This window comes from Pseudomonas sp. BLCC-B112 (assembly GCF_028550695.1).
GTDB classification, from domain to species: domain Bacteria; phylum Pseudomonadota; class Gammaproteobacteria; order Pseudomonadales; family Pseudomonadaceae; genus Aquipseudomonas; species Aquipseudomonas danubii.
The window spans coordinates 136,821-160,596 of the sequence record NZ_JAQQGK010000012.1; the positions used below are offsets into that span (position 1 = coordinate 136,821).

At 63.8% G+C, this 23,776-nt stretch carries 15 protein-coding genes; 8 read left to right on the forward strand and 7 right to left on the reverse strand.

The features are described from left to right. Positions 1-43 precede the first annotated feature (43 nt). From dctM to PQT43_RS27465, 5 genes are all read right to left on the reverse strand, one after another. A complete protein-coding gene (gene dctM, locus PQT43_RS27445; RefSeq protein ID WP_221808647.1) occupies positions 44-1,327 on the reverse strand; it encodes a C4-dicarboxylate TRAP transporter large permease protein DctM in 1,284 nt (427 codons plus the stop codon). After that, positions 1,324-1,956 (reverse strand): TRAP transporter small permease, encoded by a 633-nt coding sequence (locus PQT43_RS27450; protein WP_253084593.1) that lies wholly within the window; start codon positions 1,954-1,956, stop codon positions 1,324-1,326. Before PQT43_RS27450 ends, dctM begins: the two co-directional genes overlap by 4 nt. Before the next feature lie 64 nt (positions 1,957-2,020). Beyond that, on the reverse strand, positions 2,021-3,016 hold the full coding sequence (locus tag PQT43_RS27455; protein WP_267269707.1) for a TRAP transporter substrate-binding protein: 996 nt from the start codon (positions 3,014-3,016) through the stop codon (positions 2,021-2,023). Between the two features lie 639 nt (positions 3,017-3,655). Then, positions 3,656-4,558 (reverse strand): universal stress protein, encoded by a 903-nt coding sequence (locus tag PQT43_RS27460; RefSeq protein ID WP_110596825.1) that lies wholly within the window; start codon positions 4,556-4,558, stop codon positions 3,656-3,658. A 227-nt stretch (positions 4,559-4,785) separates the two neighbouring features. Then, positions 4,786-5,742, reverse strand: a complete 957-nt coding sequence (locus tag PQT43_RS27465; RefSeq protein ID WP_102863606.1) for a LysR family transcriptional regulator — start codon at positions 5,740-5,742, stop codon at positions 4,786-4,788. Between the two features lie 95 nt (positions 5,743-5,837). Between PQT43_RS27465 and PQT43_RS27470 the strand changes: the two genes are divergently transcribed. The 7 genes from PQT43_RS27470 (at position 5,838) to aepX (ending at position 14,102) form a co-directional block, all read left to right on the forward strand. After that, positions 5,838-7,064, forward strand: a complete 1,227-nt coding sequence (locus PQT43_RS27470) for an MFS transporter (protein ID WP_272755150.1) — start codon at positions 5,838-5,840, stop codon at positions 7,062-7,064. Between the two features lie 2 nt (positions 7,065-7,066). Beyond that, positions 7,067-7,891: a hypothetical protein gene (locus PQT43_RS27475; RefSeq protein ID WP_102882425.1), complete on the forward strand. Its 825-nt coding sequence runs from the start codon at positions 7,067-7,069 to the stop codon at positions 7,889-7,891. Between the two features lie 101 nt (positions 7,892-7,992). After that, on the forward strand, positions 7,993-9,228 hold the full coding sequence (locus PQT43_RS27480; RefSeq protein ID WP_253084576.1) for an MFS transporter: 1,236 nt from the start codon (positions 7,993-7,995) through the stop codon (positions 9,226-9,228). Positions 9,229-9,499: 271 nt separating this feature from the next. Then, on the forward strand, positions 9,500-10,729 hold the full coding sequence (locus PQT43_RS27485) for a pyridoxal phosphate-dependent aminotransferase (RefSeq protein ID WP_102863602.1): 1,230 nt from the start codon (positions 9,500-9,502) through the stop codon (positions 10,727-10,729). Positions 10,730-10,851: 122 nt separating this feature from the next. Continuing rightward, the gene (locus PQT43_RS27490; RefSeq protein ID WP_102882422.1) at positions 10,852-11,682 is read left to right on the forward strand and encodes a hypothetical protein; all 831 of its coding nucleotides are present in this window, start codon (positions 10,852-10,854) and stop codon (positions 11,680-11,682) included. A gap of 87 nt (positions 11,683-11,769) precedes the next feature. Further along, positions 11,770-13,155, forward strand: coding sequence for a class II fumarate hydratase (gene fumC, locus PQT43_RS27495; RefSeq protein ID WP_110596843.1), 1,386 nt, complete (start codon positions 11,770-11,772; stop codon positions 13,153-13,155). A 56-nt stretch (positions 13,156-13,211) separates the two neighbouring features. Continuing rightward, on the forward strand, positions 13,212-14,102 hold the full coding sequence (aepX, locus tag PQT43_RS27500) for a phosphoenolpyruvate mutase (RefSeq protein WP_110652615.1): 891 nt from the start codon (positions 13,212-13,214) through the stop codon (positions 14,100-14,102). A gap of 353 nt (positions 14,103-14,455) precedes the next feature. Here the strand turns inward: aepX and PQT43_RS27505 are convergent, their stop codons facing one another. Together PQT43_RS27505 and PQT43_RS27510 are read right to left on the reverse strand one after the other, a co-directional pair. Beyond that, positions 14,456-15,871, reverse strand: coding sequence for an efflux transporter outer membrane subunit (locus PQT43_RS27505; protein ID WP_253084577.1), 1,416 nt, complete (start codon positions 15,869-15,871; stop codon positions 14,456-14,458). 57 nt (positions 15,872-15,928) lie between these two features. After that, the gene (locus PQT43_RS27510; protein ID WP_253084578.1) at positions 15,929-16,729 is read right to left on the reverse strand and encodes a helix-turn-helix transcriptional regulator; all 801 of its coding nucleotides are present in this window, start codon (positions 16,727-16,729) and stop codon (positions 15,929-15,931) included. 636 nt (positions 16,730-17,365) lie between these two features. On the opposite strand from PQT43_RS27510, the gene PQT43_RS27515 reads away from it, so the two are divergent. After that, a complete protein-coding gene (locus PQT43_RS27515) occupies positions 17,366-23,746 on the forward strand; it encodes a non-ribosomal peptide synthetase (RefSeq protein WP_272755151.1) in 6,381 nt (2,126 codons plus the stop codon). The last annotated feature ends 30 nt before the right edge of the window (positions 23,747-23,776 follow it).

Below are 23,776 nucleotides of genomic sequence, written 5' to 3' on the forward strand. Positions count from 1 at the left end.
AGCCTGTCCGGATACGAACGTCCAGTATCCGGACAGGCTGGCATCAACTCATTCCCAGCCAGTTTGGCAAAGCCAGGGAGATCCAGGGCACGTAGGTAATCAGAATCAGGAACAGGAGCAGAATCATCAGCCACGGCATGGCTGCTCTGATCGTTGCAGGCAGCGTCATACCCGTCACAGCAGAGGTCACGAACAGGTTCAGGCCCACGGGCGGCGTGATCAAGCCGATTTCCAGATTCACCACCATAATGATGCCCAGGTGAATGGGATCAATACCCAGCTTCATGGCGATGGGAAACAGGATCGGTGCCAGGATCAGGATGATGGCCGAGGGTTCCATAAAGGCCCCTGCAATCAACAGCACAATGTTCACCACCAGCAGGAACATCACCGGTGTCAGCCCCGCTTCAATCACCCACGCGGTGATCTGTTGCGGTAGCTGTTCAGTGGTCAGAACGTGCGCGAAGAGCATGGCGTTGGCAATGATGAACATCAGCATGATGCTCAGCTTGGCCGAGTCCAGCAGGACCTTTGGCGTTTCGCGGAACGTTAAGTCTTTGTAGACGAACAAGGCGATGAAGGCCGAGTACACGGCCGCCACCGCCGCAGCTTCGGTCGGGGTAAACATCCCGGAGTAGATACCTCCCAAGATGATGAACATCAGCAGTAGACCCCAGATCGCCTTGCGTGCCGTGCTAAGCCATTCACGGAACGTCGCGCGCGGCATGGCGGGCAGCTTTTTCTTCACGGCGACGATGTAGATCGCGACCATCAACGCCAGCCCCAGCAGCAGGCCTGGTAACACGCCAGCCATAAACAGTTTGCCGACAGACGTTTCGGTCGCGGCGGCGTAGACCACCATGACGATCGAGGGTGGAATCAGGATACCCAAGGTCCCGGCGTTACAGACGATCCCCGCACCGAAGGCCTGCGGATAACCGGAGCGCACCATGCCGGCAATGGCAATTGAACCCACCGCCGCCACAGTGGCCGGGCTCGATCCGGAAAGGGCAGCGAACAACATGCACGCCAACACAGCAGCGATAGCCAGACCGCCACGGATATGGCCGACACAGGCATTGGCAAAGTCAATCAGCCGCCGAGCGACGCCACCGGTGGTCATGAAGGCCCCCGCGAGCAGAAAGAACGGGATGGCCAGCAGTGTGTAGTGCTCCGACGTCTCGAACAGTTTGATCGCCAGTGAGCGCACGGAGTCCGGGCTGAAAAAAACGATGGTCAGTGAACCCGCCAACCCCAGGGAGATGGCAATGGGAACGCCGATCAACATCAGCACGAACAGTGATGCAAACAGGAAGGCAATGGTCATGACTTGTCATCCTCGTGTTCAGTCAGTTTCATCGCATCGGCGGCTTCATCGGCCAGGCCCAGGCCGGTCTGCCTGTTTTGCAGGATGCGCACGAGAATTTCAGCGAAACGGATGAAGACCAAGGCAAAGCCTACAGGGACGATCAATCCGATGTGCCATTGCATGATCCCGTACTGGCCCAGGTCTTCGGCACCTATGCGCGCAATCATCAGGGTTTGGATCCACCCGAAACTGGCAATGCTGAGCAGTCCGGCGTAAGTCAGGCAGAACAGACAGGCGATGATGCCAATGATCCGTTGCATCGGTTTGCTGGCCAGCCTGACCAGCGCGTCGACGCCTATATGGCCAGCCGTGCGGACGCCATACGACAGCCCGAAAAATATCAGCCAGCCAAACAAGGCCTTGGTCAGCGAGGTGCTCCAGGTCATCGCCTGGGCCATTGCCATGACCCCATCGCCGATGGTGAACAGCGATTCGCTGGCGCCTTCCCAGCTCTCGGCGAGGCGGTAGAACAGGGTGTAGAGATTGTTGAGGACAACGTAGACGAATGTTACCAAGGTCATTGCAGCCAGCAGGAAGACGATGAAGCCTTCCTCGAAGTGTTCCCAGATGCGACGAAGAGCATTCATGGATGTCATCTCCTGTAGCAGACGACAGGCAGGTGTTGCCAGAACAGCACCTGCCGACGACCGATCATTGGGCCTGGTTGGCAGCTTCAGCGGCAGTGATCAACTGGGCGCCGATATCGTTTTCGAACTTTTTCCACACCGGCTTCATCGCGACACGCCATTGTTCGCGTTGCTCAGGTGTCAGGGTAATGATCTCGGTGGTTTTGGCCGCGATGATGCTCTGTTTGGCATCCTGGTTCAGTTTTTCGGCCTCTTTGTTCACATGAGCGGTGACTTCGACGAGTATCTTTTCCAGCTCGCTGCGAAGCTCCGGCGACAAGCCGTTCCAAAACTTGGTGTTGGTGATCAGCATGTAGTCCAGTACACCGTGATTGGATTCGGTGATGTATTTCTGCACTTCATGCATCTTCTGGCTGTAGATGTTGGAGTAGGGGTTTTCCGCTCCGTTTACTACTCCGGTTTGCAAGCCCTGATACACCTCGGCGAAGCTCATCTTGCGCGGATTGGCGCGTATGGCCTTGAACTGCTCCTCAAGCACGGCCGAAGCCTGCACCCGGAACTTCAAGCCACGGGCATCACCCGGTACTCGCAGCGCCTTGTTCGCGGACAGTTGTTTCATCCCGTTGTGCCAATAGGCCAGTCCAGTGATGTTTTTGTCTTCCATGGACTTGAGCAGTGCCTGGCCCTGCGGGCTTAGTTGGAAGCGGTCAACTGCGGTGATGTCATCAAACAGGAAAGGCAGGTCGAACAGTTGGACGGTCTTGGTGTAGTGCTCAAACTTGGCCAGCGACGGTGCAATCATCTGTACGTCTCCGAGCAGTAGGGCCTCCATCTCTTTGCCATCGCCAAACAATGAGGAGTTGGGGTAGACCTCGACTTTGACCTCGCCGGGCAAGCGTTCTTCCACCAGTTTCTTGAACAACAGGGCGCCCTGGCCTTTGGGCGTCTGCTCCGCAACGACGTGGGAGAATTTTATAATCACCGGATCTGCGGCCATGGCCGTGCTCATGGTGCCAAGGACAAGGGCGCAGGCGACTGCTTTCCACATAGGTTTGAACATGGGGGGGATTCCTCTTGTTTTAGTTTTTCGTGCAGTTTCACGCTCTGAAAAGCGTGTGCACGGCGGACAAGAGCAAGTCTAGGCAGAAAACTGACATTTGGAGGGTGATGACTGAATTGAAAAACTCATCATCGATCGCTACACAAGCTAGGCATCTACTTAGGCTCTGTACGAAAAGTTTTGAGACGAAGGTCAGGCAAGGCGAAAACGGTCGAGGAAGCGGAGTTTACGGGTTGTAAATGAGCATTCCGATCGGACTCGCGCACGAGACCGTTTTCAACGCAGCATCACCGAGTATCAAGGCTTTTCGTACAGAGCCTAGCTATGCTCATCGCTGCAGAATAAGAGGGTATGTAGGTTAGTTGGATTTTTTGGGGCGACGATGCCTATTTCGATTGGGTTCTTAATAAAAAACACGGAAATTTCCTCGTCCTCCAATAACTTGAACAACGACGACTATTGGCGCTAATGCGGTTTTGATCCTCCAGGCTATTTGAAATCCCGACCTACCTGAATACTCCGTAATCGATGGACTTGTGCATGTCTTCACAGACCACCCAAGGGGCAGCGCAAGTCCGCAACTTGGGTCAAAACCACATCAGCATTAACAGCCGGCTGCGATAGTGGCGGTTTTTTCGTTCATTGATCCGCTTCTCCCGTGATGGCCAGAACGCTGCACGGCACCTGATGCAGAACATGCTCCGTAGTACTGCCAATAAGCTTGTCCACCCCTTTGTGATGAGTATTTCCCATTACGAAGACATCTGCTCGAGTATGAGTGGCAAATTCGGCCATCGCTTTGGTTGGCGGCCCTGCAATGAAGTGTCGCCGCTCAGGTGGCACGCCATGGCGTTCCGCCAAGGCAATGAAGCACTTTTCAAGTGACCGGCGCACGTCGTCGCTGAAGCCTGGCATCGTCACGGCGCCGGCACCCGCATCAGAGAAATGTGTGTGTGTCAGTTCATAGGCATACAGCATGTGCAATTCAGCCTCACATTGCGTCGCCAGTTGGTTCGCCGCCTGAATGATGCTGTCGTTGATTCCGCTGATCTGACCCTCTGGATGCGATGGATCAACCGCCGCCACAATCATCCGAGGAAGCGGACACCTGACTTCGCTGACCAGATGTAAGGGGGTCGGACATTGACGCAACAACTGCCAATCCAAAGGTGTGACGAATACGCGTTTGAGCGCTGATTCATGATGTACGTCCTTGATAATCAGGTCCGGCTGCATTTCAGCCACATGCTCAAGGATTGCTTGCAGCGGGTCACGGGTCACTGCAACTTCGGTGGTCACGTTGATGCCCTGCCTGCGCATGAGTTCGGCCTCATCCGTCAACCACTGCAGGTTCTCCTGCCGGCAACTCTCACGAAGTTGTTCGCTGTTGCTCATTAACCGCATAAGGTCGAAGTCTTCGATGAACACTGCGATATGCAGCGCGGCGCCCGTAGCGTCGGCCAGGGCGATTGCTCGCTCCATCGCCGGCGAGTGACGCATGGTGGGACCTGCGATCAGAAAGAGTCGTTGATATTGCCTCATGTGACACCTCCAGCGTTTCGGGTTATCCGCTAGCGCCCCCAGCACTCTCGCTTGTCCCACCATTGGCGACCTTTTATCGCCTCAACTACTTGGATCGACACTATCAATATACGCCTGCATCAGCGGCTGACCAGTTGCCAAGACTGTCGAAGTGTCTAGCAGACCTTTGCAGGTGCATGCCTACAGCAGAGAGTTTGTGGGCAGCGACGTCAATGGCAACGATCTGCTCATCGCTGGAGGTGGGGCAGAGGCCCGGGTGGCATGCCGCTAGCGCCCACAGATTGCGGTTGCGCCTGGAGCAATTCGTCGAGCACCCCCATGAAGGCGTCCACCAGTTGGCTGCGCCCTTGCTTGCGGGTCAGTACCAGCAGTTGCGCCGTGGCGCCGGGGTCCGTCAGCGGTCGGTAGGTCACGCCTTTTTTGGCCAGGGTCTGGGTGCAGCGGGGCACCAGGGCAATGCCCCGGCCGGCGGCGACCAGGGCGATGATCGAGGTGATCTGCCGGCCGCTGGGGCCCGGTCGCAGGGGCAGGCCGTTGCGCCGGTAGAGTTGTTCGATCGCCTCGTTGAGCCCCGAGCCGTAGTCCGCCGGAAACAGGATCAACGGGTGTTCGCTGAGCTCGGCCAGGGTCACCTGATCCTGGGCGGCCAGGGGGCTGTCGCTGGAGATGGCCGCCACCAGGGGTTCGTCCCCCAGGGACAGGGCCTGGATTTCGCTCTGCTCGCTGGGTGGCTGCATCCGGCTCATGCCGATATCGATTCGCCCGTCGACGATCTGTGACCACTGGCTGACCGACGCGCCCTCGACTAGGGTCAGTTGCACGTCCGGGTAGCGCTGGGCGAAGGCCTGGATCGCCTGGCTGAACAGGTCCGATAGGGCGATCGAGCTGGCGTAGCCGAGGGCCAGTTGCCCGGCGCTGCCCTTGGCCAGCTTGCTGGCCATGACCTGGGTCAGGTCCACCTGTTCCAGCACGGCCCGGGCGTAAGGCAAAAAGTGCCGGCCCTGGGCGGTGAGGGAGACGGTGCGACTGGTGCGGTCGAACAGGCGAAACCCCAGTTCGGCTTCCAGTGCCGAAATCTGCCGGGTCAGCGGCGGTTGCGCGAGGTGCAGGCGCAGGGCGGCACGGCCAAAGTGCAGCTCCTCGGCGACGGTCAGAAAGTAACGCAACTTGCGTAGATCGAGCATCCTGTTCCCTGGGTATTGATCGGTCGTAAATCGGTATTGGTCTTGGGGTCGCGGGGTATTTTATAAAGGCCTTTCGTCATAAAACGAGAGGTTTCATGAATCCGCGCCAGCATTGTGCTCGCATCGCCCTGTTTTTGTGCGGTTGTGCGGCCTTTCTCAACCTGTATGCAACCCAGGGCATTCTTCAGGAGTTCGCCCAGAGCTTTCAGGTGAGTATCAGGGACGCGGGCTGGAGCATCACCGTGACCACCCTGGCGGTGGCCATCACCGCACCTTTTGTCAGCCGTTTCACCGGCCGTTTCCAGCAGCGCTCGGTGATGGTCCTGGCGTCCCTGCTTTTGGCGCTGCCGGCGCTGCTGGCGGCCTGTGCCGGCAGCTTTGCCCAGTTGCTGTTCTGGCGCTTTATCGAAGGCATGCTGATCCCGGTGGTGTTCGCCACCAGCGTGGCCTACATCGGCGATCGCTGGAGCGGCGGCACCGTCACCGAAGTCACCAGTCTCTACGTGGCCGGCACCGTGCTGGGCGGTTTCGCCGGACGTTTCGTCACCGGCTTCATGACCGAGTACGTCGGCTGGCGCGAGGCCTTCGCGCTGTTGGCCGGCCTGAGTCTGCTGATCGGCGTGGCCATCCATTTCCTGCTGCCGGCCAATGCGCCCGTGGTCAGCCGCCGTGCACAGAACCGCATGCGGGATCTGCGCGAGCTGTGCCGCCGGCCCTTGCTGGCGGCCTATGGCGTGGGCTTCTGCGTGCTGTTCTCCCAGGTGGCCACCTTCACTTACGCCGGACTCTACCTCAGCCTGCCGCCCTTCGACCTGGGCGCCGCGGCCCTGGGGGCCATCTACAGCGTATTCCTGCTGGCACTGGTGGTGATTCCCATCGCCGGCCGCCTGAGCAAATCCCGGCCCCAGGCCGAGTTGCTCAAGGTCGCGGCCCTGCTCGGGGTCGGCGGCTCGGCCCTGACCCTGTTGCCTTCGCTGTGGCTGATCGTGCTGGGCCTGGCCTTGAGTTCCACCGGGGTGTTTATGGCCCAGGCCGCCGCCAACTCCTTTACCACCGCCACCGCCCGCCACAACAAGGCCGGGGCGGTGGGGTTGTACCTGACGTTCTATTACCTGGGAGGCAGTTTCGGCGCTGTGGTCCCGGCACTGCTCTGGAGCCATTGGGGCTGGCAGGGCTGTGTGGCGCTGATCGTGGTGTTCCAACTGCTGTCGCTGCTGATTGCCTGGGGCGGCTGGAAGCCCCTCGAACCCGAAGCACCGGTCGCCGATCCCAGGCCGGTGAACCCCCTAGATGCATCATCCAACAAGGAATACGTGAGGTGACCATGAATAACGTACTGACCCGGCAGAGCCAGTTGTTGAAGATTGTCGAACCTGTGTTGAACGACATGCCGGCCAGTGTCTTGAAGCATGCGCTGTTCGAGGCGTTCTGGAGCGAAGAGAACGCCCTGGTGGACATCGAGAATGCCTTCGAGAAGCTCACCTCGCGCCGCCACGCGCCTGCCGTGCTGCGCAAGTTCTTTGCCAGCTGGTCGAAGACCAACAATTCCGCCACTAGCGTGTCCGGCCTGGCCAACCGCATCACCTTGCTGGCCCGCTCGGGGCAGGGTTCGGCAGCCGCCGACGGCCTCTATCGCGCCTGCGGCAGCCTGCAGCGCATTACCGATGAAGACCTGGGCGCTCTGGGCAACACCCTGCATTCAGACCTGTTCTACAACATGGCAACGCCCATTTGCGGCGACGATCAGTGGCTGCTCAAGGAAAACTGCCTGCCCTCGGCGCAAGGCTTCAAGGACTGGACCGACTTCCGCCGTCTGCGCGATCGCGATCTGCTCCAGGGCCTGCTGACCACCCTGATCCACGAGGTCTATACCCACGGTGAAGTGGAGTTCATCCACCCGCTGTACAAGCAATGGTTCGTACGCGACATGGGCGTGCCGGCGGAAAAGGCCCGGACCACCGTGGCCTGGGTCACGGTGCACACCGGCGGCACCGAGAGCAACCACTTCGCCCATGCGGTGGCGGCGGTCGAGGAATTCGTCGATGCCATGCAGGTGCGTGTCGACCCCAACGTAGCGCGGGAAATCTTCTGCGAATACCTGCAGCGCAAGGCCCGGGTGATGCGCGACTGCACCCAACTGTTGCGCTGATGGCGTGCGGCCCGGCCCTGGCAACGGGGCTTGTGGCCGGCCTTGGCTTGCCTATCCTGTGACTGATTCCTATCCCTTCGACCTCGCAGCCCGCCCCCAAGATGAATGACCTGAAACACAGCGCCTCCCTGGAGGCCTTGCCGGCCACCGACACTTCGGTACGTCGCCGCTCCCTGGTGGCCGGTTGCAGTGCTCATGCGGTACACGACGGTCTCACCGATGTGATCTACGTGCTGCTGCCGATCTGGCAGGCGCAGTTCGCCCTGAGCTATGCCCAGATCGGCCTGTTGCGCGGGGCCTATTCCGGGATGATGGCCGGGTTCCAACTGCTGGCCAGCCGTGCTGCCAAGCGCTGGGGCCGCGAGCGCCTGCTGGTGGGCGGCACGGCCCTGGCCGGGCTGGCCTACCTGCTGGCGGGGCAGGCCGGGGGCTTGAGCGTGTTGCTCCTGGCCCTGCTGCTGGGCGGCCTGGGGGCCAGTACCCAGCATCCGCTGGCGTCTTCCTTGATCACCGACACCCATGAAGCCGGAGGCGGGGTCAAGGAGGCCCTGTCCCAGTACAACTTTGCCGGGGACATCGGCAAGACCCTGATTCCCGGTCTGGTGGGCCTGTTGCTGACGGTGATCAGTTGGCGCGCCAGTGTCACCCTGATCGGCCTCCTGGGGCTGGCCGCCGCGCTGTTGCTGTGGTGGCTGATTCCCTCCCGGGCCGTCACCGCGGCCATGAGCGAGAAAGCGCCCAAGGCGGTCAAGGGCCAAGGCTCGGCCAGCGGAATGCGCGCGTTGATCCTCACCGGCACCCTGGACAGTGCGGTGCGCATGGGCTTTTTGACCTTCCTGCCGTTTTTGCTCAAGGCCAAGGGCGCCGGCACCGCCGGCATCGGCCTGGCCCTGACCCTGTTGTTTGTCGGCGGCGCCTTCGGCAAGTTGCTGTGCGGTTACCTGGGGGCGCGCATCGGCATGATGAAGACGGTGTGGATCACCGAATTCACCACCGCCAGCCTGATCGTGCTGGCGGTATTTCTGCCCTACAACGGCCTGATGCTGATGTTGCCCCTGCTGGGCCTGGCGCTGAACGGCACCTCCTCGGTGCTGTACGGCGCGGTGCCGGACCTGGCGGGGGCCGGCAAACGCGAGCATGCGTTCTCGTTGTTCTATACCGGCACCATCGGTGGCGGGGCGCTGGCCCCGGTGCTGTTCGGCAGCCTGGGGGACGTTACCGGGATACCCCTGGCGGTGATGGCCCTGGCCGCCACGCTGCTGCTGACGCTGCCGCTGTCCTGGTACGTGCAGCGCGGCCTGGACGCCGATGCTCGGGCATTGTCCAGCCCTGGCTGATGCTTGCTGTCGACCCTTGAATCATCAGGCCCGGGGCTGTTCTGCCCGGGCCTGATGCGTTCTGCGCCCGGGCTCGCGGCAGGGGCCTCGCGGCCATCAGATATTTCTTACTTTTGCAGTATCAATCACGACGCAAACGGTATTGGCCGGACATTCTGACTGTCATCAGAATGTAAGAAGACCTGGCTGGAGCCCCCATCCAGGTTGGCTGCGCAGGGTGTTTCCCGAATTCGGGGCGCCTTGTTTCCAGATCGTTTTCGCAGGTAAGAACATGAATAACAGCGAAGCCACTGCAAGCCGATTTTCCTTGTCCAAGCGTGCCCTGGGCCTCAGTGCCCCCGGTACGTCCAGCATGCGCAGCAAAGCCAACGCCCTGAAGGAAAGCGGGGTCAAGGTGATCAACTTCGCCGCCGGTGAATTGTCCTTCGACGCCTGCCAGGACATGCGCACCGGGGCCATCGACGCCATCGAAAACGCGCGCAATCGCTACACCCCGCCCATTGGCCTGCCGGCCCTGCGGGAAAAGCTCGCCCAGCAGGTCAGCCAGCGCACCGGCGTGACTTTTGCGGCCAATGAAGTGGCGGTGACCGCCGGGGCCAAGCAGGCCCTGTACAACGCCTGCATGGTGCTGCTCAACCCCGGTGACGAGGTGATCGTGCCGACCCCGTACTGGGAAACCTTTCCCACCCAGATCCGCCTGGCGGGCGCCACGCCCGTGTTGGTCGAGACCCGGGGCGACGACTACCGGCTGACCCTTGAGGCGGTGCAGGGCGCGCTGAGCGAGCGCACCCGGATGATCGTCATCAACACCCCCAACAACCCCACGGGCACCGTCTATCAACGCCAGCAACTGCTGGCGATCGCTCAGTTGGCCTTCAACCAGGGGCTCTGGGTGATGTTCGACGAGTGCTATCGCGGCCTGGTGCGCGAGCCCCATGAGCATCACAACATCCTTTCGCTGTTCCCGGCGCTGAAACCGCAAACCGTGCTGATCGACTCCTTTTCCAAGAGCCAGGCAGTGACCGGCTGGCGGATCGGCTACGCCTGCGCCCCGGCGCCGGTGATCGCGGCCATGCACAACCTCCAGGGCCACACCACCTCCAACCCCAGCAGCCTGTCCCAATACGCCGCGCTCAACACCCTGAACGCCGATTCATCGCAGTTCGCCGACCAGGTCAATCCGTTCCTGCAACGGCAGCTGCACGCTGCCCGCACCTACCTGGATCGCCTGGAAGGCATCCGCTACGCACCACCGGAAGGGGCCTTCTATCTCTACCTGGATGTCTCCTCCCGCCTGGGGGGCTACTACCGCGGCGAGCAGGTGCGGGATGTCGAGCACCTGGCCGACCTGCTGCTGACCGAGGCGCATATCGCCGTGGTCCCGGGCTCGGGGTGTGGCGACCCGCATTGCATCCGGATTTCCTACGCCGTCGAGTACCAGGAGTTGATCGAGGGGCTGGGTCGCTTCAACCAGTTCATGTCGGCCATCGTCATGGACTGACGGCGCTTCAAGTCGCCCGCCGTTGCACCGTCATCACCGCTGTTCCCGCGCCCCTGTGGTGGCCCGGGTGGCGTCGCTCGTCTTGCTGTCCGTGAAGTGAACAATAAATACAGGAGAGAAACATGGAGAGTTCCCGCAAAGCGTTCATCGGCTACGTGCACCAGGCCCTGGTGGATGTCGAAGACCGGAATCTGGTGGAGGCCCTGCTGACCGGCTTTGAAAACCATCCCGACAAGCTGGACGGCTACTGCCAGACCTATCAGCGCATGACATCCAGCCGCTGGTCCGAGGATTCGCTGTGCACCTTTTTCTGCGGCTGGCGCAGCCCTGATGGCGCGGCTCACGCCGTGTCCAGCATCATCGTGCGGCTGTTGCAGGAGTCCGCGGACCTGCCCGGCGACGACAACAAACTCAAGCTGCTGGAGGCCGCCCGGCATTGCGGCGAGATCATCGTCGAAGATGTCGGCCTCGGCGAAATGCACGGCCATCCCCACCATTCCAAGCTGTACCACCGCATGGCCTCGGCCATCTGCGGCTCCGACAACTGGCGCCTGCAGGACAAGTACCTGAACCCCATCACCAAGGAGTTCTCCACCTGGGTCGGGGAGAAGCGCCCCCTGGCGCCGAATCTGGTGGAAGCCCTGGAGATGATGGCCCTGACCGAGCTGTTCAACACCGGCGAATACAACCTGATGACACCGCTGTGGAAGAACTGGCTGCGCGAGTCCTGCGGTTATCCGGCGGGGGAGGCCAACCGCATCGCCGGTTTCCTCAGCGTCCATTGCGGCGCCGTCGAGGCCCGGCATTTCCGCCACGCCACCGACGCCCTGAAGCTCTACACCCAGGCCACCGGCCAGCAGATCGACTACCGGCGCATCGCCGCGCTCTCCGACGAGTACGTGGTGCGGGCCTGCGCGCACCTGGAAAAAATGGCCTCCGTGCTCAAGGCGTAGGGCCCCTGCAAACCATGCCGGGCGCGGCGACGGCCCGGCCTCCCATGACTGACTGTGCTGCATAGCAAAGACTGGAGAACCATGAACATGCGTCTTGAATCCGACTCGATGGGTTCCATTTCCGTACCGTCCAACAGGTACTGGGGGGCTCAGACCGAGCGCTCCATCCTCAACTTCCCCATCGGCCGTTCGCGCTTCCAGTGGGGCGCACCGATGATCCGTGCCATGGGCATCCTGAAAAAGGCCGCGGCCCTGGCCAACCTCAAGCTTGGCGAACTGCCCGAGGCCATCGCGCTGCCCATCGTCAAGGCGGCGGACGAAGTCATCAGCGGGCAGTTGGATGATCACTTCCCGCTGGTGGTGTTCCAGACCGGCTCCGGCACCCAGTCCAACATGAACGCCAACGAAGTGATCGCCAACCGGGCCATCGAGATGCTCGGCGGCGAGCTGGGCAGCAAGAAGCCCATCCACCCCAACGATCACGTCAACCGTGGGCAATCGTCCAACGACACCTTTCCCACGGCCATGTACATGGTGGTGGTGACGGAAATCTTCGAGACCCTGCTGCCCGGGGTGGCAACCCTGCGAGACACCCTGTTCGAAAAATCCCAGCAGTATCGCGACGTGGTCAAGGTCGGCCGGACTCACCTGCAGGACGCCACCCCGATCACCCTCGGCCAGGAAATCGGCGGCTGGGTCGAACAGATCGACTACGCCCTGGGAGCCATCGAACTCAACCTCGGCGGCCTCTACGACCTGGCCATCGGCGGCACGGCGGTGGGCACCGGGCTCAACTCCCACCCGCAGTTCGGCGACGAGTGCGCGCGAATCATCGCCGAGCTCACCGGCTACCCGTTCAAGTCCTGCGCCAACAAGTTCTTCGCCCTGTCGGCCCATGACGCGCTGATCAACACCTCGGCGGCGATCCGTACCCTGGCCATGGCCCTGATGAAGATCGCCAACGACGTGCGCTGGCTGGCCAGCGGCCCGCGCTGCGGCATCGGCGAGATCGACATTCCCGAGAACGAGCCGGGCTCTTCGATCATGCCGGGCAAGGTCAACCCGACCCAGTGCGAGGCGCTGACCATGGTCTGTGCCCAGGTCTTCGGCAACGACGCCAGCGTGGCCTTCGCCGGCAGCCAGGGCAATTTCCAGCTCAACGTCTACAAGCCGGTGATGGTGCACAACGTACTGGAAAGCATCACCTTGTTGGCCGAATCCTGCCGCGCCTTCAACGACCATTGCGCAGTGGGCATCGAGCCCAACCGGGCGCGGATCGAGGCCAACATCGAGAAGAACCTGATGCTGGTGACCGCCCTCAACCGGCACATCGGTTACGACAAGGCGGCCATCATCGCCAAGACCGCCCACCAGGAGGGCAAGTCCCTGCGGGAGGTGGCGCAACAGCTTGGCTACGTTTCGGCCGCGGATTTCGACCGCTATGTGGTGGCCCTGGACATGACCCATCCCTGAGCCCTGGCCGCCGCAGCCAACCCGCTGTTCCTACTCACAAGAGGCGCGTGAATCCCATGCAGGACGCTGATATTCGCCGAACCCACCTCAGCCAGTTGCTGCGCCGCAAGCGCTGTCTGCGGGTCCTTGAAGCCCACAGCCCGATCTCGGCGCTGCTGGCCGAACAATCCAGGCTGGAGCGCGGGCCCGGGCCCAGCCTGAGTTACGACGCCATCTGGTCCAGTTCCCTGACCGACTCGACCCACAAGGGCCTGCCGGACATCGAGATCCTCTCGCCCAGCAACCGCCTGCACGGCATTCGCGAGATCTTCGATGTCTGTTCGCTGCCGATGATTTTCGACGGCGACACCGGGGGCAAGGCCGAGCACTTCGCCATCCACGTGAAGATGCTGGACCGGGCCGGGGTCTCGGCGGTGGTCATCGAGGACAAGTGCGGGCTGAAGAAGAACTCCCTGTTCGGTACCGCCGTGAGCCAGGTCCAGGACAGCATCGAGGAATTCTGCGAGAAGATCCGCGTGGGCTGCGCCAGCCGCAGCCATGCAGAACTGCTGATCATCGCGCGCTGTGAAAGCCTGATCCTCGACAAGGGCATGGACGATGCCATCGAGCGCTGCCTGGCCTATGTCGCCGCCGGCGCCGACGGGATCATGATCCACAGTCGGAAAAAGGACGGCCTGGAGATTCTCGAATTCGCCCGGCAGTTCCGTCGCCAATGCCCGCGGGTGCCGCTGATCTGCGTACCCACCAGTTATGCCCACTTGAGTTTCGACGAGCTGGAAGGAGCCGGCTTCAACGCGGTGATCTACGCCAACCACATGCTGCGCAGTGCCTACATGGCCATGCGTGATGTGGCGGTGGGCATTCTCGAACATGGCCGGACCCTGGAGGTGGAACCCCGTTGCCTGGGCATCGAGGAGATCCTTGATCTGGTGCCGGGCACCCGTTGACCGCGGGCGACAGCGGCGGTCCCGAGCATTCTTGGAAGATTCTGGTTTTATCCCCGTCGACTGCGCGACTGAGGATATGCAGGAATAAGAATTTTCTTACATACGTTGCCAGGACCGCCGCTTAGAATTGCCCCGTTCGCCCGGCCAGCCACCACAGGCTCCATGCCCAGTGGTGGTTTCTGGTCAGGGCGGGCTGCAACATCGCAATACCTGCCTGCCCGGTCCGTGTTCTGCCTACTGCCCTTGGCTGGCCGGGTCGGCACTTCAGGTTCGATGCGTTCAACATCCCCCGCTAGCCGCTACTTCCCCCTCCAACCTAGAACCTCAATTCGGACCTCAAGCCGAGGACCGCGTCAGGGTTGTGCCTGAGTGCCGGCCAGGCTCGGTGCTGCGCTCCAGGCGCCCCCCAGGGCCCGGTACAGGTCGACCTCGGCCAGCAGCTGCGCCAGGTGGTCGTTGATCAGGCCCTGCTGGGCGCTGAACAGCGAGCGTTGGGCATCGAGGAACACCAGGTTGCTGTCCACGCCGATGCGATAGCGATGCTCGGCCAGGTTGTAGTAGTCCTGGCTGGCCTGCACCAGATTGCCCTGGGCGATCAATTGCTGCTGATAGGTCTGGCGAGCGGCCAGGCCGTCGGCCACTTCCTGGAAGGCGGTCTGAATCGCCTTTTCATACTGGGCGACGCTGATGTCCTTCTGCAGCCGGGCGTAGTCCAGGCTGGCGCGCAGGCTGCCGGCATTGAAGATCGGCAGGTTGATCTGCGGTTGAAAGGTCCAGCCGCCAGCCCCTCCCTTGAACAGCCCGGAAAGCTCCTTGCTGGAGCTGCCAGCATTGGCAGTCAGGCTGACGCTGGGGAAGAACGCCGCTCTTGCCGCGCCGATGTTGGCGTTGGCGGCCTGCAGTTGGTACTCGGCCTGGAGAATGTCCGGGCGTCGCTGCAACAGGCTCGAAGGCAGGCCCGCGGGCACCTGGGCCAACATGCCTTCGGCCAGCCTGCGCTGGGGCAGGTCGGCGGGGAGGGGCGCCCCCACCAACAGGGTCAGGTTGTTCAGGTCCTGGGCCACCTGGCGCTGGTAGCGGGCCAGGTTGGCCCGGGCGCTGTCGACGCGGGTGCGGGCCTGGGCCACGTCCAGGGCCGAGATCTTCCCGGCATGGCCGTTGCGGGTGGTCAAACGCAGGCTCTGCTCATCCGCGGCCAGGGTCTTGCGGGTCAGTTCCAGCAGTTCCTGATCGGCGCACCAGGTCAGGTAGGCGCTGGCGACATTGGCCACCAGGCTCAACTGCGCGCTGCGCCGGGCTTGCTCGCTGGACAGGTAGGTCATCAACGCCTGTTGGCTGAGGCTGCGGATGCGGCCGAAGAAATCCAGCTCGTAGGCGCTGATGCCCAGGTTCGCCCCATAGCTGGAATTGATCAGCGCCTTGCCACCGGTCATCTGCTCGGGCAGCCGCTGGCGCTTGCCGTTGACACTGGCCGATACCGCCGGCAGCAGGTCGGCGCGCTGGATGCGGTACTGGGCCTGATAGGCCGCGACGTTCAGCGCCGCCACCCGCAGGTCGCGGTTGTTGTCCAGGGCACTGTGGATCAACTGTTGCAGCAAGGGGTCCTGGAACAGGCCGCGCCAGTCGGCCCCCGCGGTGCCTATGGCCGAGGCGTAGGCCGGGCCTTGAGGGTAATGGGCAGCAACCGGCGGCGCTGGGCGCTGGTAGTCCGGGATCAGCGAGCAGCCGCCGAGGGCCAGGGCCGCCAGGATCAATGGAGGGGTACGCATATCAGCCTCGTGACAAGGACATCCTGAAGGTGGACGACAGGGGCGCGGAACCGCGCCTCAGGCGCCGACCATCCACTTGGCCAGGCCGTGGCGGCCACTGACCCCGAGCTTGGCGGCGGCACGCTTGAGGTAGGTTTCGATGGAGCTGTTCTTGACGCTCAGGCGCTGGGCCATTTCCGGCACCGTGCCTCCGGTCAACAGCCCCAGGCAGACTTCTTTTTCCCGGGCCGAAAGGCTGATGTCCCCCAGGGACAGGCGTTCGTCGAACTCCCGTTGCAGGGGCGTCTGCTGACGCGCATCCAGGGGGCGGCTGCTCCAGCTGCGCAGGTTCTTCAGGGCCTGTTGCCGGTGCAGTTGGGCATGGCGCTCCAACAGCGGCAGCAGGGTCGCCGACAGGCTCTTGAGAAAGGACAGTTCGGCCAGGGAAAAACCGCCCTGGGAGGGTTCGCGGTAGAGGGCGATGACACAGCGGCGGTTGGCTTTGCGCGAGACCAGATGGCATTGGTGCGGGGTGTGGCGCGATGTTCCGCCCTGGGCCTGGGCATTCATCTGAATCAGCAGCGAGTCGTCCATTTCCAGCATCTTGTGCAGCAGCGGATCATGGCGTCGCGGGGGCTCCGGCAGAGGCTGGTCCTCCTGCAGCCCGGCCCGCCCCAGCAAGGTGATTGCCAGGGAGCTGGCCTGGCGTTCGTCGAGGGTCCACTCACTGAGCAGCAGTTGGCTGACCGGCACCAGCTTGTCCACCAGTTGCAGCATGTCCCTGGCGAATCCGCAATGGCCGGTACTGGAGATCAACTGCCCCAGTTCGAAGTAGAAGGGTGGAGTTTCCATGTTGGCGATACTGCTGGTCAGACCCATATCCTTATCATCCTTGATCGAGACAAATCGCTGATCGAAACGCGGTCGCCACGGTGGCCCGCAGCACAGTGTTCATGTACCTGATTTGGTCGGAAAAATCTGATTTAAGCCTAAGAATTTACTTCGCGTCTGTAGGGGTAAACCGGGACACGCAGGCCGCATCAGAGCGCTGCCGGGCTGCCCCCGTGGGCCGGCAACAGGCGCGCAATCCCCGCTGGCGTTCGTCCTCGCGGTTGTGCAAGGCGCTGCCGACACAGGCTCATCAGGCCTTGGCGGCAAGGCAGGCGAGGCCAGGAGCCTCATGTACGGGTGGTCAATGTCCTACAGCTATTTCAGCCGATCCGCAGCAGCGTCCCGGCGCTGATGGTGCCTGCCCGGGGGCTTGCCTGGCGGCCTGCCAGAGCCGTTCTCAAGGCCTTGAGCCAGCTCCGACAGGGCCCAGGAATGTCCGGGTTTCGGGTGACATACAGGGTGTGGGGCCGATGCTTAAATCCGCGGACGCTGGTGCCCGGGCCCATCACATGAGAAGGATCTTATGATGCGTTTTTCTGCCTTTGCCGTGGCCGATCTGGTCGCGCCAATCACCCTTGTCATCCACGGTGCGCTGCCTGCTGGACGTTCAGCGCCGGTGATGGCATGAGCGCCGGGGCGGAGCAGGCCCAAGGCTTGCCGCTGACCACCGGGCAACGGGATATCTGGCTCGATCAACTGAGCCGCGGTGACTCGCCGCTGTACAACATTGGCGGCTATGCCGACCTCAAGGGACCGCTCCAGCCCGAGCTGATGCAGCGCACGGTGGAGGCGCTGGTGCGCAAGCATGATGTGCTGCGCACGGTGCTGTCCCTGGAGGGCAGCAGCGACGGCTTGCCGTTGCAGTACTTCGACCGCGACTGGCCGGTGCAGTTGGCATTTCACGACCTGTCCGCCGAGGCCGACCCGCTGGCCACTGCCCTGGCGCGGATTCACTGGCAGATGCAGCAGCCGTTCAAACTCAGTGGCGAACGCCTGTGCCGTTTCTCGCTGTTTCGCCTGAGCCCCGAGCATCACCTGATGCAAGCCGAGGCCCATCACCTGATCCTCGACGGTTGGGGCTTTGCCCAGTTGTCCCAGTCCTTGGGTAGCCTCTACAGCGCTTTGGCGCGGGGCGAACAGCCCGGCCCTGGCGCACCGTCCTTTGTCGATTTCATCGAGGACGACGCGCGCTACCAGCAGTCCAGCCGTTATGCCCGGGACCGCGACTACTGGCTGGCCAAGTACCAGAGCCTGCCGGAGCCGCTGTTGCGCCCGCGCCATCGTCCGGGCCAGGAAGCCGGGACGCCCGGGGCGACCCTGGTGCAGGCCTTTCCCGCGGCCCTGCATGAGCGGATGAAAGCCCTGGGCACAAGCACCGGGGCTTCGGCCTTCCACGTGCTGCTGGCGGCCTTGCATGTGTATTTCGCCCGCACCGGCCAGCGCGACCAGTGGGTCCTGGGCATGCCGGTGCTGAACCGGCCCAACGCCGCCTTCAAGGTGACCCTGGGCTGTTTCACCCAGGTCAGTGCGGTGCACATGGACTTCGGCCGCGAGCTGAGTTTCGAGGCGCTGGTGGCGGCGGTGCGGGACGTGCTCAAGCAGGATTATCGCCATCAGCGCTTTCCCCTGAGCGAGCTCAATCGCGCCCTCGGCCTGCTGCGTGAAGACCGCGGGCAATTGTTCGAACTGACCCTGTCCTATGAACTGGAGGACCTGCAATACCGCTACGGCGATGCCGTGGCCTCGTCGGTGAAAGTCTCCAATCGCCACGAGCCGACGCCCCTGGCCATTCACCTGCGCAGCAACCGTTTCGACGACAACGCCTGGATGCATTACGTCTACGACACGGGGTATTTCCAGCCCCATGAGATCGAGGCCCTGGCCGCTTGCCTGATCCATGTGCTGGAGCAGGGGTTGGCAAACGTGGCCTTGCCGGTGCAGCAGTTTTCGCTGCTGAGCGCAGAGCAGGGCGCGCGTTTGCAAGGGTGGAACGCCACCCGCCAGCCGCTGGCTGCCGAGCAGCGCATCCACAAGCGGGTCGAGGCCTGGGCCCAGCGCACTCCGGGCGCCGTGGCCCTGGTTGCCCAGGGCCAGCAGCTGAGCTACGACCAGCTCAACCGCCGGGCCAATGCCCTGGCCCTGCACCTGCAAGGGCTTGGGGTCGGTCCCGATCAGCGGGTGGCGATCCTGGCCCGGCGCAGCCTGGAGACCCTGGTCGGCCTGCTGGCGATCCTCAAGGCCGGCGCTTGTTACGTGCCGCTGGACCCGGCGTATCCCCCTGAGCGACTGGCCTACCTGCTGGAGGACTGCGGGCCGGTGGCGCTGCTGACCCAGGCCGGTTTGCGCGAGCGCCTGCCGAGCCTGGCGGTGTCGCTGATCGAGCTGGACGATCAGCAGTGGCAGTCAGGCTCGGCGCCCGGTCCCCAGGTGCCCGGGCTGACGGCGCAGCACCTGGCCTACGTGATCTACACCTCCGGCTCCAGCGGTTTGCCCAAGGGCGTGATGGTAGAGCACCAGAGCCTGTCCGCCCTGGTGGACTGGCATTGCCGGGCCTTCGAGCTGCAGGCCGGCAGCCACACCTCCTGCCTGGCCGGCTTCGGTTTCGATGCCATGGCCTGGGAAGTCTGGCCGGCCCTGTGCGCCGGGGCGACCCTGCACCTGGCCCCGGCCAGTGACGGCCCCGAAGACCTCAATGGGTTGCTCGCCTGGTGGCGGGCCCAGCCGCTGCAGGTGAGCTTCCTGCCCACGCCGGTGGCCGAGTACGCCTTGAGCCAGCGGCTCGGTCATCCGACCTTGCGCACCCTGTTGATCGGTGGCGATCGCCTGCGCCAGTTACCCGAGGCACAGCGCTTTGCCCTGATCAACAACTACGGCCCCACCGAAGCCACGGTGGTGGCCACCTCCGGGAGCATCGAGGCCGGGCAGCCGCTGCATATCGGCCGGCCCATCGCCAATACCCAGGTCTATCTGCTGGATGAGCGACAACGCCCGCTGCCCATTGGCATTGCCGGCGAACTCTATATCGGTGGCCACGGGGTGGCCCGGGGCTACCTCAATCGCGACGAGCTGACGGCCGAGCGTTTCCTCGACGATCCCTTTAGCGACCGGCCCGGTGCGCGCATGTACCGCACCGGCGATCTGGCTCGCTGGCTGGAGGACGGCCGCCTGGAGTACCTGGGGCGCAATGACGATCAGGTGAAGATCCGTGGCCAGCGCGTCGAGCTGGGAGAAATCGAAACTCGCCTGGGCGCCCATCCCGCGCTGCAGGAGGTGCTGGTCCAGGCTCGGGACGGCCAGTTGGTGGCCTGGTTCACCGCCCGCGAGGCCGTGCCGATCAGTGACCTGCGGGACTTCCTGCGCCGGCAGTTGCCCGACGCCCTGGTGCCCGTGGCCTATGTACGGCTCGAGGCATTGCCCCTCACCGCCAACGGCAAGCTGGACCGCCAGGCCTTGCCCGCACCCGGGCCCGAGGCCCTGGTCAGCCGCGAGTACCAGGCCCCCCAGGGCCCACTGGAAACCACCCTGGCCCAGCTCTGGGCCCAGGTGCTGCAGGTGCAACAGGTGGGCCGCCACGACCATTTCTTTGAACTGGGCGGCCATTCGTTGCTGGCCCTGGAGCTGATCCAGCGCATGCAGGAGCAGGGGCTGCATGCCGATGTGCGGGTGCTGTTCGGCCAGCCGACCCTGGCCAGCCTGGCGGCGGCGGTGGAGGGCCGGCAGGACGTGGAAATCCCGGCCAATGGCATACCTGCCGATTGCCGGCACATTACCCCGCAGATGCTGACCCTGGTGGACCTGGACCAGGAGAGCATCGACCGGGTACTGGCCACGGTTCCCGGCGGCGTGAGCAACGTGCAGGACATCTATCCCCTGGCGCCGCTGCAGGAGGGCTTGCTCTACCACCACATGACCTTTGCCGCGCATGACCCGTACCAGCAGCACGCGCTGCTGGCCTTTTCCCGTCGCGAGGACCTGGACGCCTTCGCCCAGGCCTTGCAGGCGGTGATCGAGCGCCATGACATTCTGCGCACCAGCCTGGTCTGGGAGGCGGCAGAGCAGCCGCTGCAGGTGGTCTGGCGCCAGGCCCGGTTGCCGGTGGAGCAGTGGCAGCCGACGGCCGAGGGCGGCTCGCTGGCGGAGCAGTTGCGCGAACATTACCACCCGCGGCACAACCCGCTGGATATCCGCCAGGCACCGCTGCTGGCCCTGGCCTGGGCCGAGGACCGGCCGAACCAGCGCTGGCTCGCGCTGCTGCGCTTTCATCATCTGGTCAACGATGCCACGTCCACGGCCTTGCTGATGGCGGAAATCGCCGCCCACATGAACGGCCGGCAACAGCCACTGGCGCCAGCCTTTGCCTACCGTGACTACGTGGCCCGCACGCGGTTGGGGCAGGCCTCCCATGCTGCGTTCTTCCGTGAATACCTGGCCTCGGTGGACCAGCCGACCCTGGCCTTCGAGTGGCAGGAGCGTGCGGGCGAGCCGGTGGATCAGCAGCATGCCAGTGCTCTGCTGGATCACGACTTGAGCCTGCGCCTGCGTCATCAGGTGCGGCAGTTCGGGGTCAGTGCCGCCAGCCTGTTCCACCTGGCCTGGGGCCTGGTGCTGGGACGCTCCAGCGGCCGCGAGGACCTGCTGTTCGGCACGGTGCTGCTGGGTCGCTTGCAGGCCGGTGCGGGAGCGGACCGGGCCCTGGGCATGTTCATCAACACCTTGCCGCTGCGTCTGGAACTGGCGGGGCTGACGGTGGCGGCCGGGTTGCGCCAGACCCAGGAACGCCTCAGCGCGCTGCTGGCCCATGAGCAGGGGCCCCTGTCCCTGGCTCAGCGTTGCAGCGGCGTGGCGGCGCCGACGCCGCTGTTCAATGCCTTGCTCAACTACCGGCACAACGTCGCCGCCGACGCCCAGGCCCTGTTGCAGGGGGTGCCAGGGGCGCAATGGCTGAGCAGCGAAGAAGTGCTCAGCTACCCCTTGATGCTGGCGGTGGACGACCTGGAACCGGGCTTTCGCCTGGGAGCCCGGGCGCCCCGGCGGATCGGCGCGCAGCGCCTGCTGGACTACCTGAGCTGCGCCCTGGAGGGGCTGGTCCAGGCCTTGGAACAGGCACCGCAGACCCTGCTGCAGAGCCTGTCCATCCTGCCGGCGGCGGAGTATCGGCAGCAGATGCTGGCGTTCAACGCCACCGCCTCCGACTACCCCAGCGAGCTGACCCTGCATGGGCTGTTCGAAGCCCAGGTCCGCCGCACGCCCCAGGCGATTGCCCTGCAGGCCGGCGAGCAATGCCTGAGCTACGCCCAGCTCAACCAGCGGGCCAATCAACTGGCCCATCACTTGCGCGAGCAAGGGGTGGGGCCGGACGTGCGGGTCGGGCTGTGCGTGGAGCGCGGCCTGGAAATGCTCATCGGCCTGCTGGGCATCCTCAAGGCCGGTGGCGCCTATGTGCCCCTGGACCCGGAGTACCCGCCGGAGCGGTTGAGCTTCCTGATCAATGACAGCCAGCCACTGGCCGTGCTGGTGCACCAGCCCACCCGGGCGCTGCTGCAGGCCCAGGCCGTGCCGCTGATCGATTTCGACCGCGACCACTGGCAGCACCCGGGCCAGGACGACCCTGTGGTGCCGGGGCTCGGGGTCAGGCACCTGGCCTATGTGATCTACACCTCGGGCTCCACCGGCAACCCCAAGGGGGTGATGGTGGAGCACCGTGGCCTGGGCAACCTGATGCACTGGAGTTCGCGACTGTGTGGGGCATGCCCGGGCGGCACCTTGCTGCAAAAGGCCCCGTTCAGTTTCGACGGCTCGGTGTGGGAGCTGTTCTGGCCCCTGGTCAGCGGCATGCGCCTGCTCCTGGCGCGGCCCGACGGCCAGCGTGATCCGGGCTACCTGGCGCAGTTGGTGCAAGCGCAGCAGGTGACCATGATCAAGTTCGTGCCGGCGATGCTCCTGCAATTCCTGCAACTGGAGGAGAGCGGGCACTGCCACAGCCTGACCGACGTCTTCTGCGGTGGTGGCGAGCTCACCGAGGCCATCGCCCGGCTGTTCCAGCGGCGCCTGCCCAAGGCCCGGTTGCACAACGTCTACGGTCCCACCGAGGCCACGGTGGACAGCAGTGCCTGGACCCTGGAACCCGGGGCCCCTGTACCGCCGGTGCAGTTGCCCATTGGCCGGGCCATTACCAATACCCGGCTGTATGTGCTCGATGCCCATGACCAGCCGGTGCCCCTGGGGGTCAGTGGCCAGTTGCATATTGGCGGCGTCGGCGTGGCCCGGGGCTACCTGGGCTTGCCGCAGTTGCAGGCCGAGCGCTTTATCGACAGCCCCTTCGTGGCCGGTGACCGCCTGTACCGCAGCGGCGATCTGGTGCGCTACAACGCCGACGGCGACCTGGAGTTCCTCGGCCGCAACGACTTCCAGGTCAAGCTGCGCGGGTTGCGCCTGGAACTGGGGGAGATCGAGGCACGGCTGGCGCAACACCCGGCCCTGCGCGAGGTGGCGGTGCTGATGCGCGATGAGCGCCTGGTGGCCTATTTCAGCCTGCACCCGGATCAGGCGCCGCCGGGTATCGAGGCACTGCGGGCCCATGTCCTGGAGCAGTTGCCGGAGTACATGGTGCCGGCTGCCTATGTGCGGCTGGCATCGCTGCCCCTGAGTGCCAACGGCAAGCTGGACCGCAAGGCGTTGCCGGAACCCGGGGTGGACGCGGTGCTGAGCCGCGAGTTCGAGGCGCCCCAGGGCGAGCTGGAAACGACCCTGGCGCGGCTCTGGGCCGAGGTGCTGCAGGTCGAGCGGGTAGGGCGCCATGACCATTTCTTCGAACTGGGCGGGCACTCCCTGCTGGCGGTCAGCCTGGTGGCGCGCATGCGCCAGGAGGGCCTGCATGCCGATGCCCGGCTGCTGTTCAGCCAGCCGACCCTGGCGGCCCTGGCGGCCCATACCCAGTGCCAGTTGCAGCGCCTGGAGATTCCCGCCACCACCATTCCCCAGCTCAAGCGCCAGCGACGTCTCTGAGCCCATCTTCGGCCTTGCAGGTGCGCCGGC

Excerpts from the sequence above, each read along its gene's own strand:
- PQT43_RS27480 (WP_253084576.1), top strand. The coding sequence starts at position 7,993 with ATGAATGACCTGAAACACAGCGCCTCCCTGGAGGCCTTGCCGGCCACC.
- PQT43_RS27465 (WP_102863606.1), bottom strand. The coding sequence starts at position 5,742 with ATGCTCGATCTACGCAAGTTGCGTTACTTTCTGACCGTCGCCGAGGAG.
- dctM (WP_221808647.1), bottom strand. The coding sequence starts at position 1,327 with ATGACCATTGCCTTCCTGTTTGCATCACTGTTCGTGCTGATGTTGATC.
- PQT43_RS27460 (WP_110596825.1), bottom strand. The coding sequence starts at position 4,558 with ATGAGGCAATATCAACGACTCTTTCTGATCGCAGGTCCCACCATGCGT.
- PQT43_RS27475 (WP_102882425.1), top strand. The coding sequence starts at position 7,067 with ATGAATAACGTACTGACCCGGCAGAGCCAGTTGTTGAAGATTGTCGAA.
- aepX (WP_110652615.1), top strand. The coding sequence starts at position 13,212 with ATGCAGGACGCTGATATTCGCCGAACCCACCTCAGCCAGTTGCTGCGC.
- PQT43_RS27455 (WP_267269707.1), bottom strand. The coding sequence starts at position 3,016 with ATGTTCAAACCTATGTGGAAAGCAGTCGCCTGCGCCCTTGTCCTTGGC.
- fumC (WP_110596843.1), top strand. The coding sequence starts at position 11,770 with ATGCGTCTTGAATCCGACTCGATGGGTTCCATTTCCGTACCGTCCAAC.
- PQT43_RS27485 (WP_102863602.1), top strand. The coding sequence starts at position 9,500 with ATGAATAACAGCGAAGCCACTGCAAGCCGATTTTCCTTGTCCAAGCGT.
- PQT43_RS27490 (WP_102882422.1), top strand. The coding sequence starts at position 10,852 with ATGGAGAGTTCCCGCAAAGCGTTCATCGGCTACGTGCACCAGGCCCTG.
- PQT43_RS27505 (WP_253084577.1), bottom strand. The coding sequence starts at position 15,871 with ATGCGTACCCCTCCATTGATCCTGGCGGCCCTGGCCCTCGGCGGCTGC.
- PQT43_RS27510 (WP_253084578.1), bottom strand. The coding sequence starts at position 16,729 with ATGGGTCTGACCAGCAGTATCGCCAACATGGAAACTCCACCCTTCTAC.
- PQT43_RS27515 (WP_272755151.1), top strand. The coding sequence starts at position 17,366 with ATGAGCGCCGGGGCGGAGCAGGCCCAAGGCTTGCCGCTGACCACCGGG.
- PQT43_RS27450 (WP_253084593.1), bottom strand. The coding sequence starts at position 1,956 with ATGAATGCTCTTCGTCGCATCTGGGAACACTTCGAGGAAGGCTTCATC.
- PQT43_RS27470 (WP_272755150.1), top strand. The coding sequence starts at position 5,838 with ATGAATCCGCGCCAGCATTGTGCTCGCATCGCCCTGTTTTTGTGCGGT.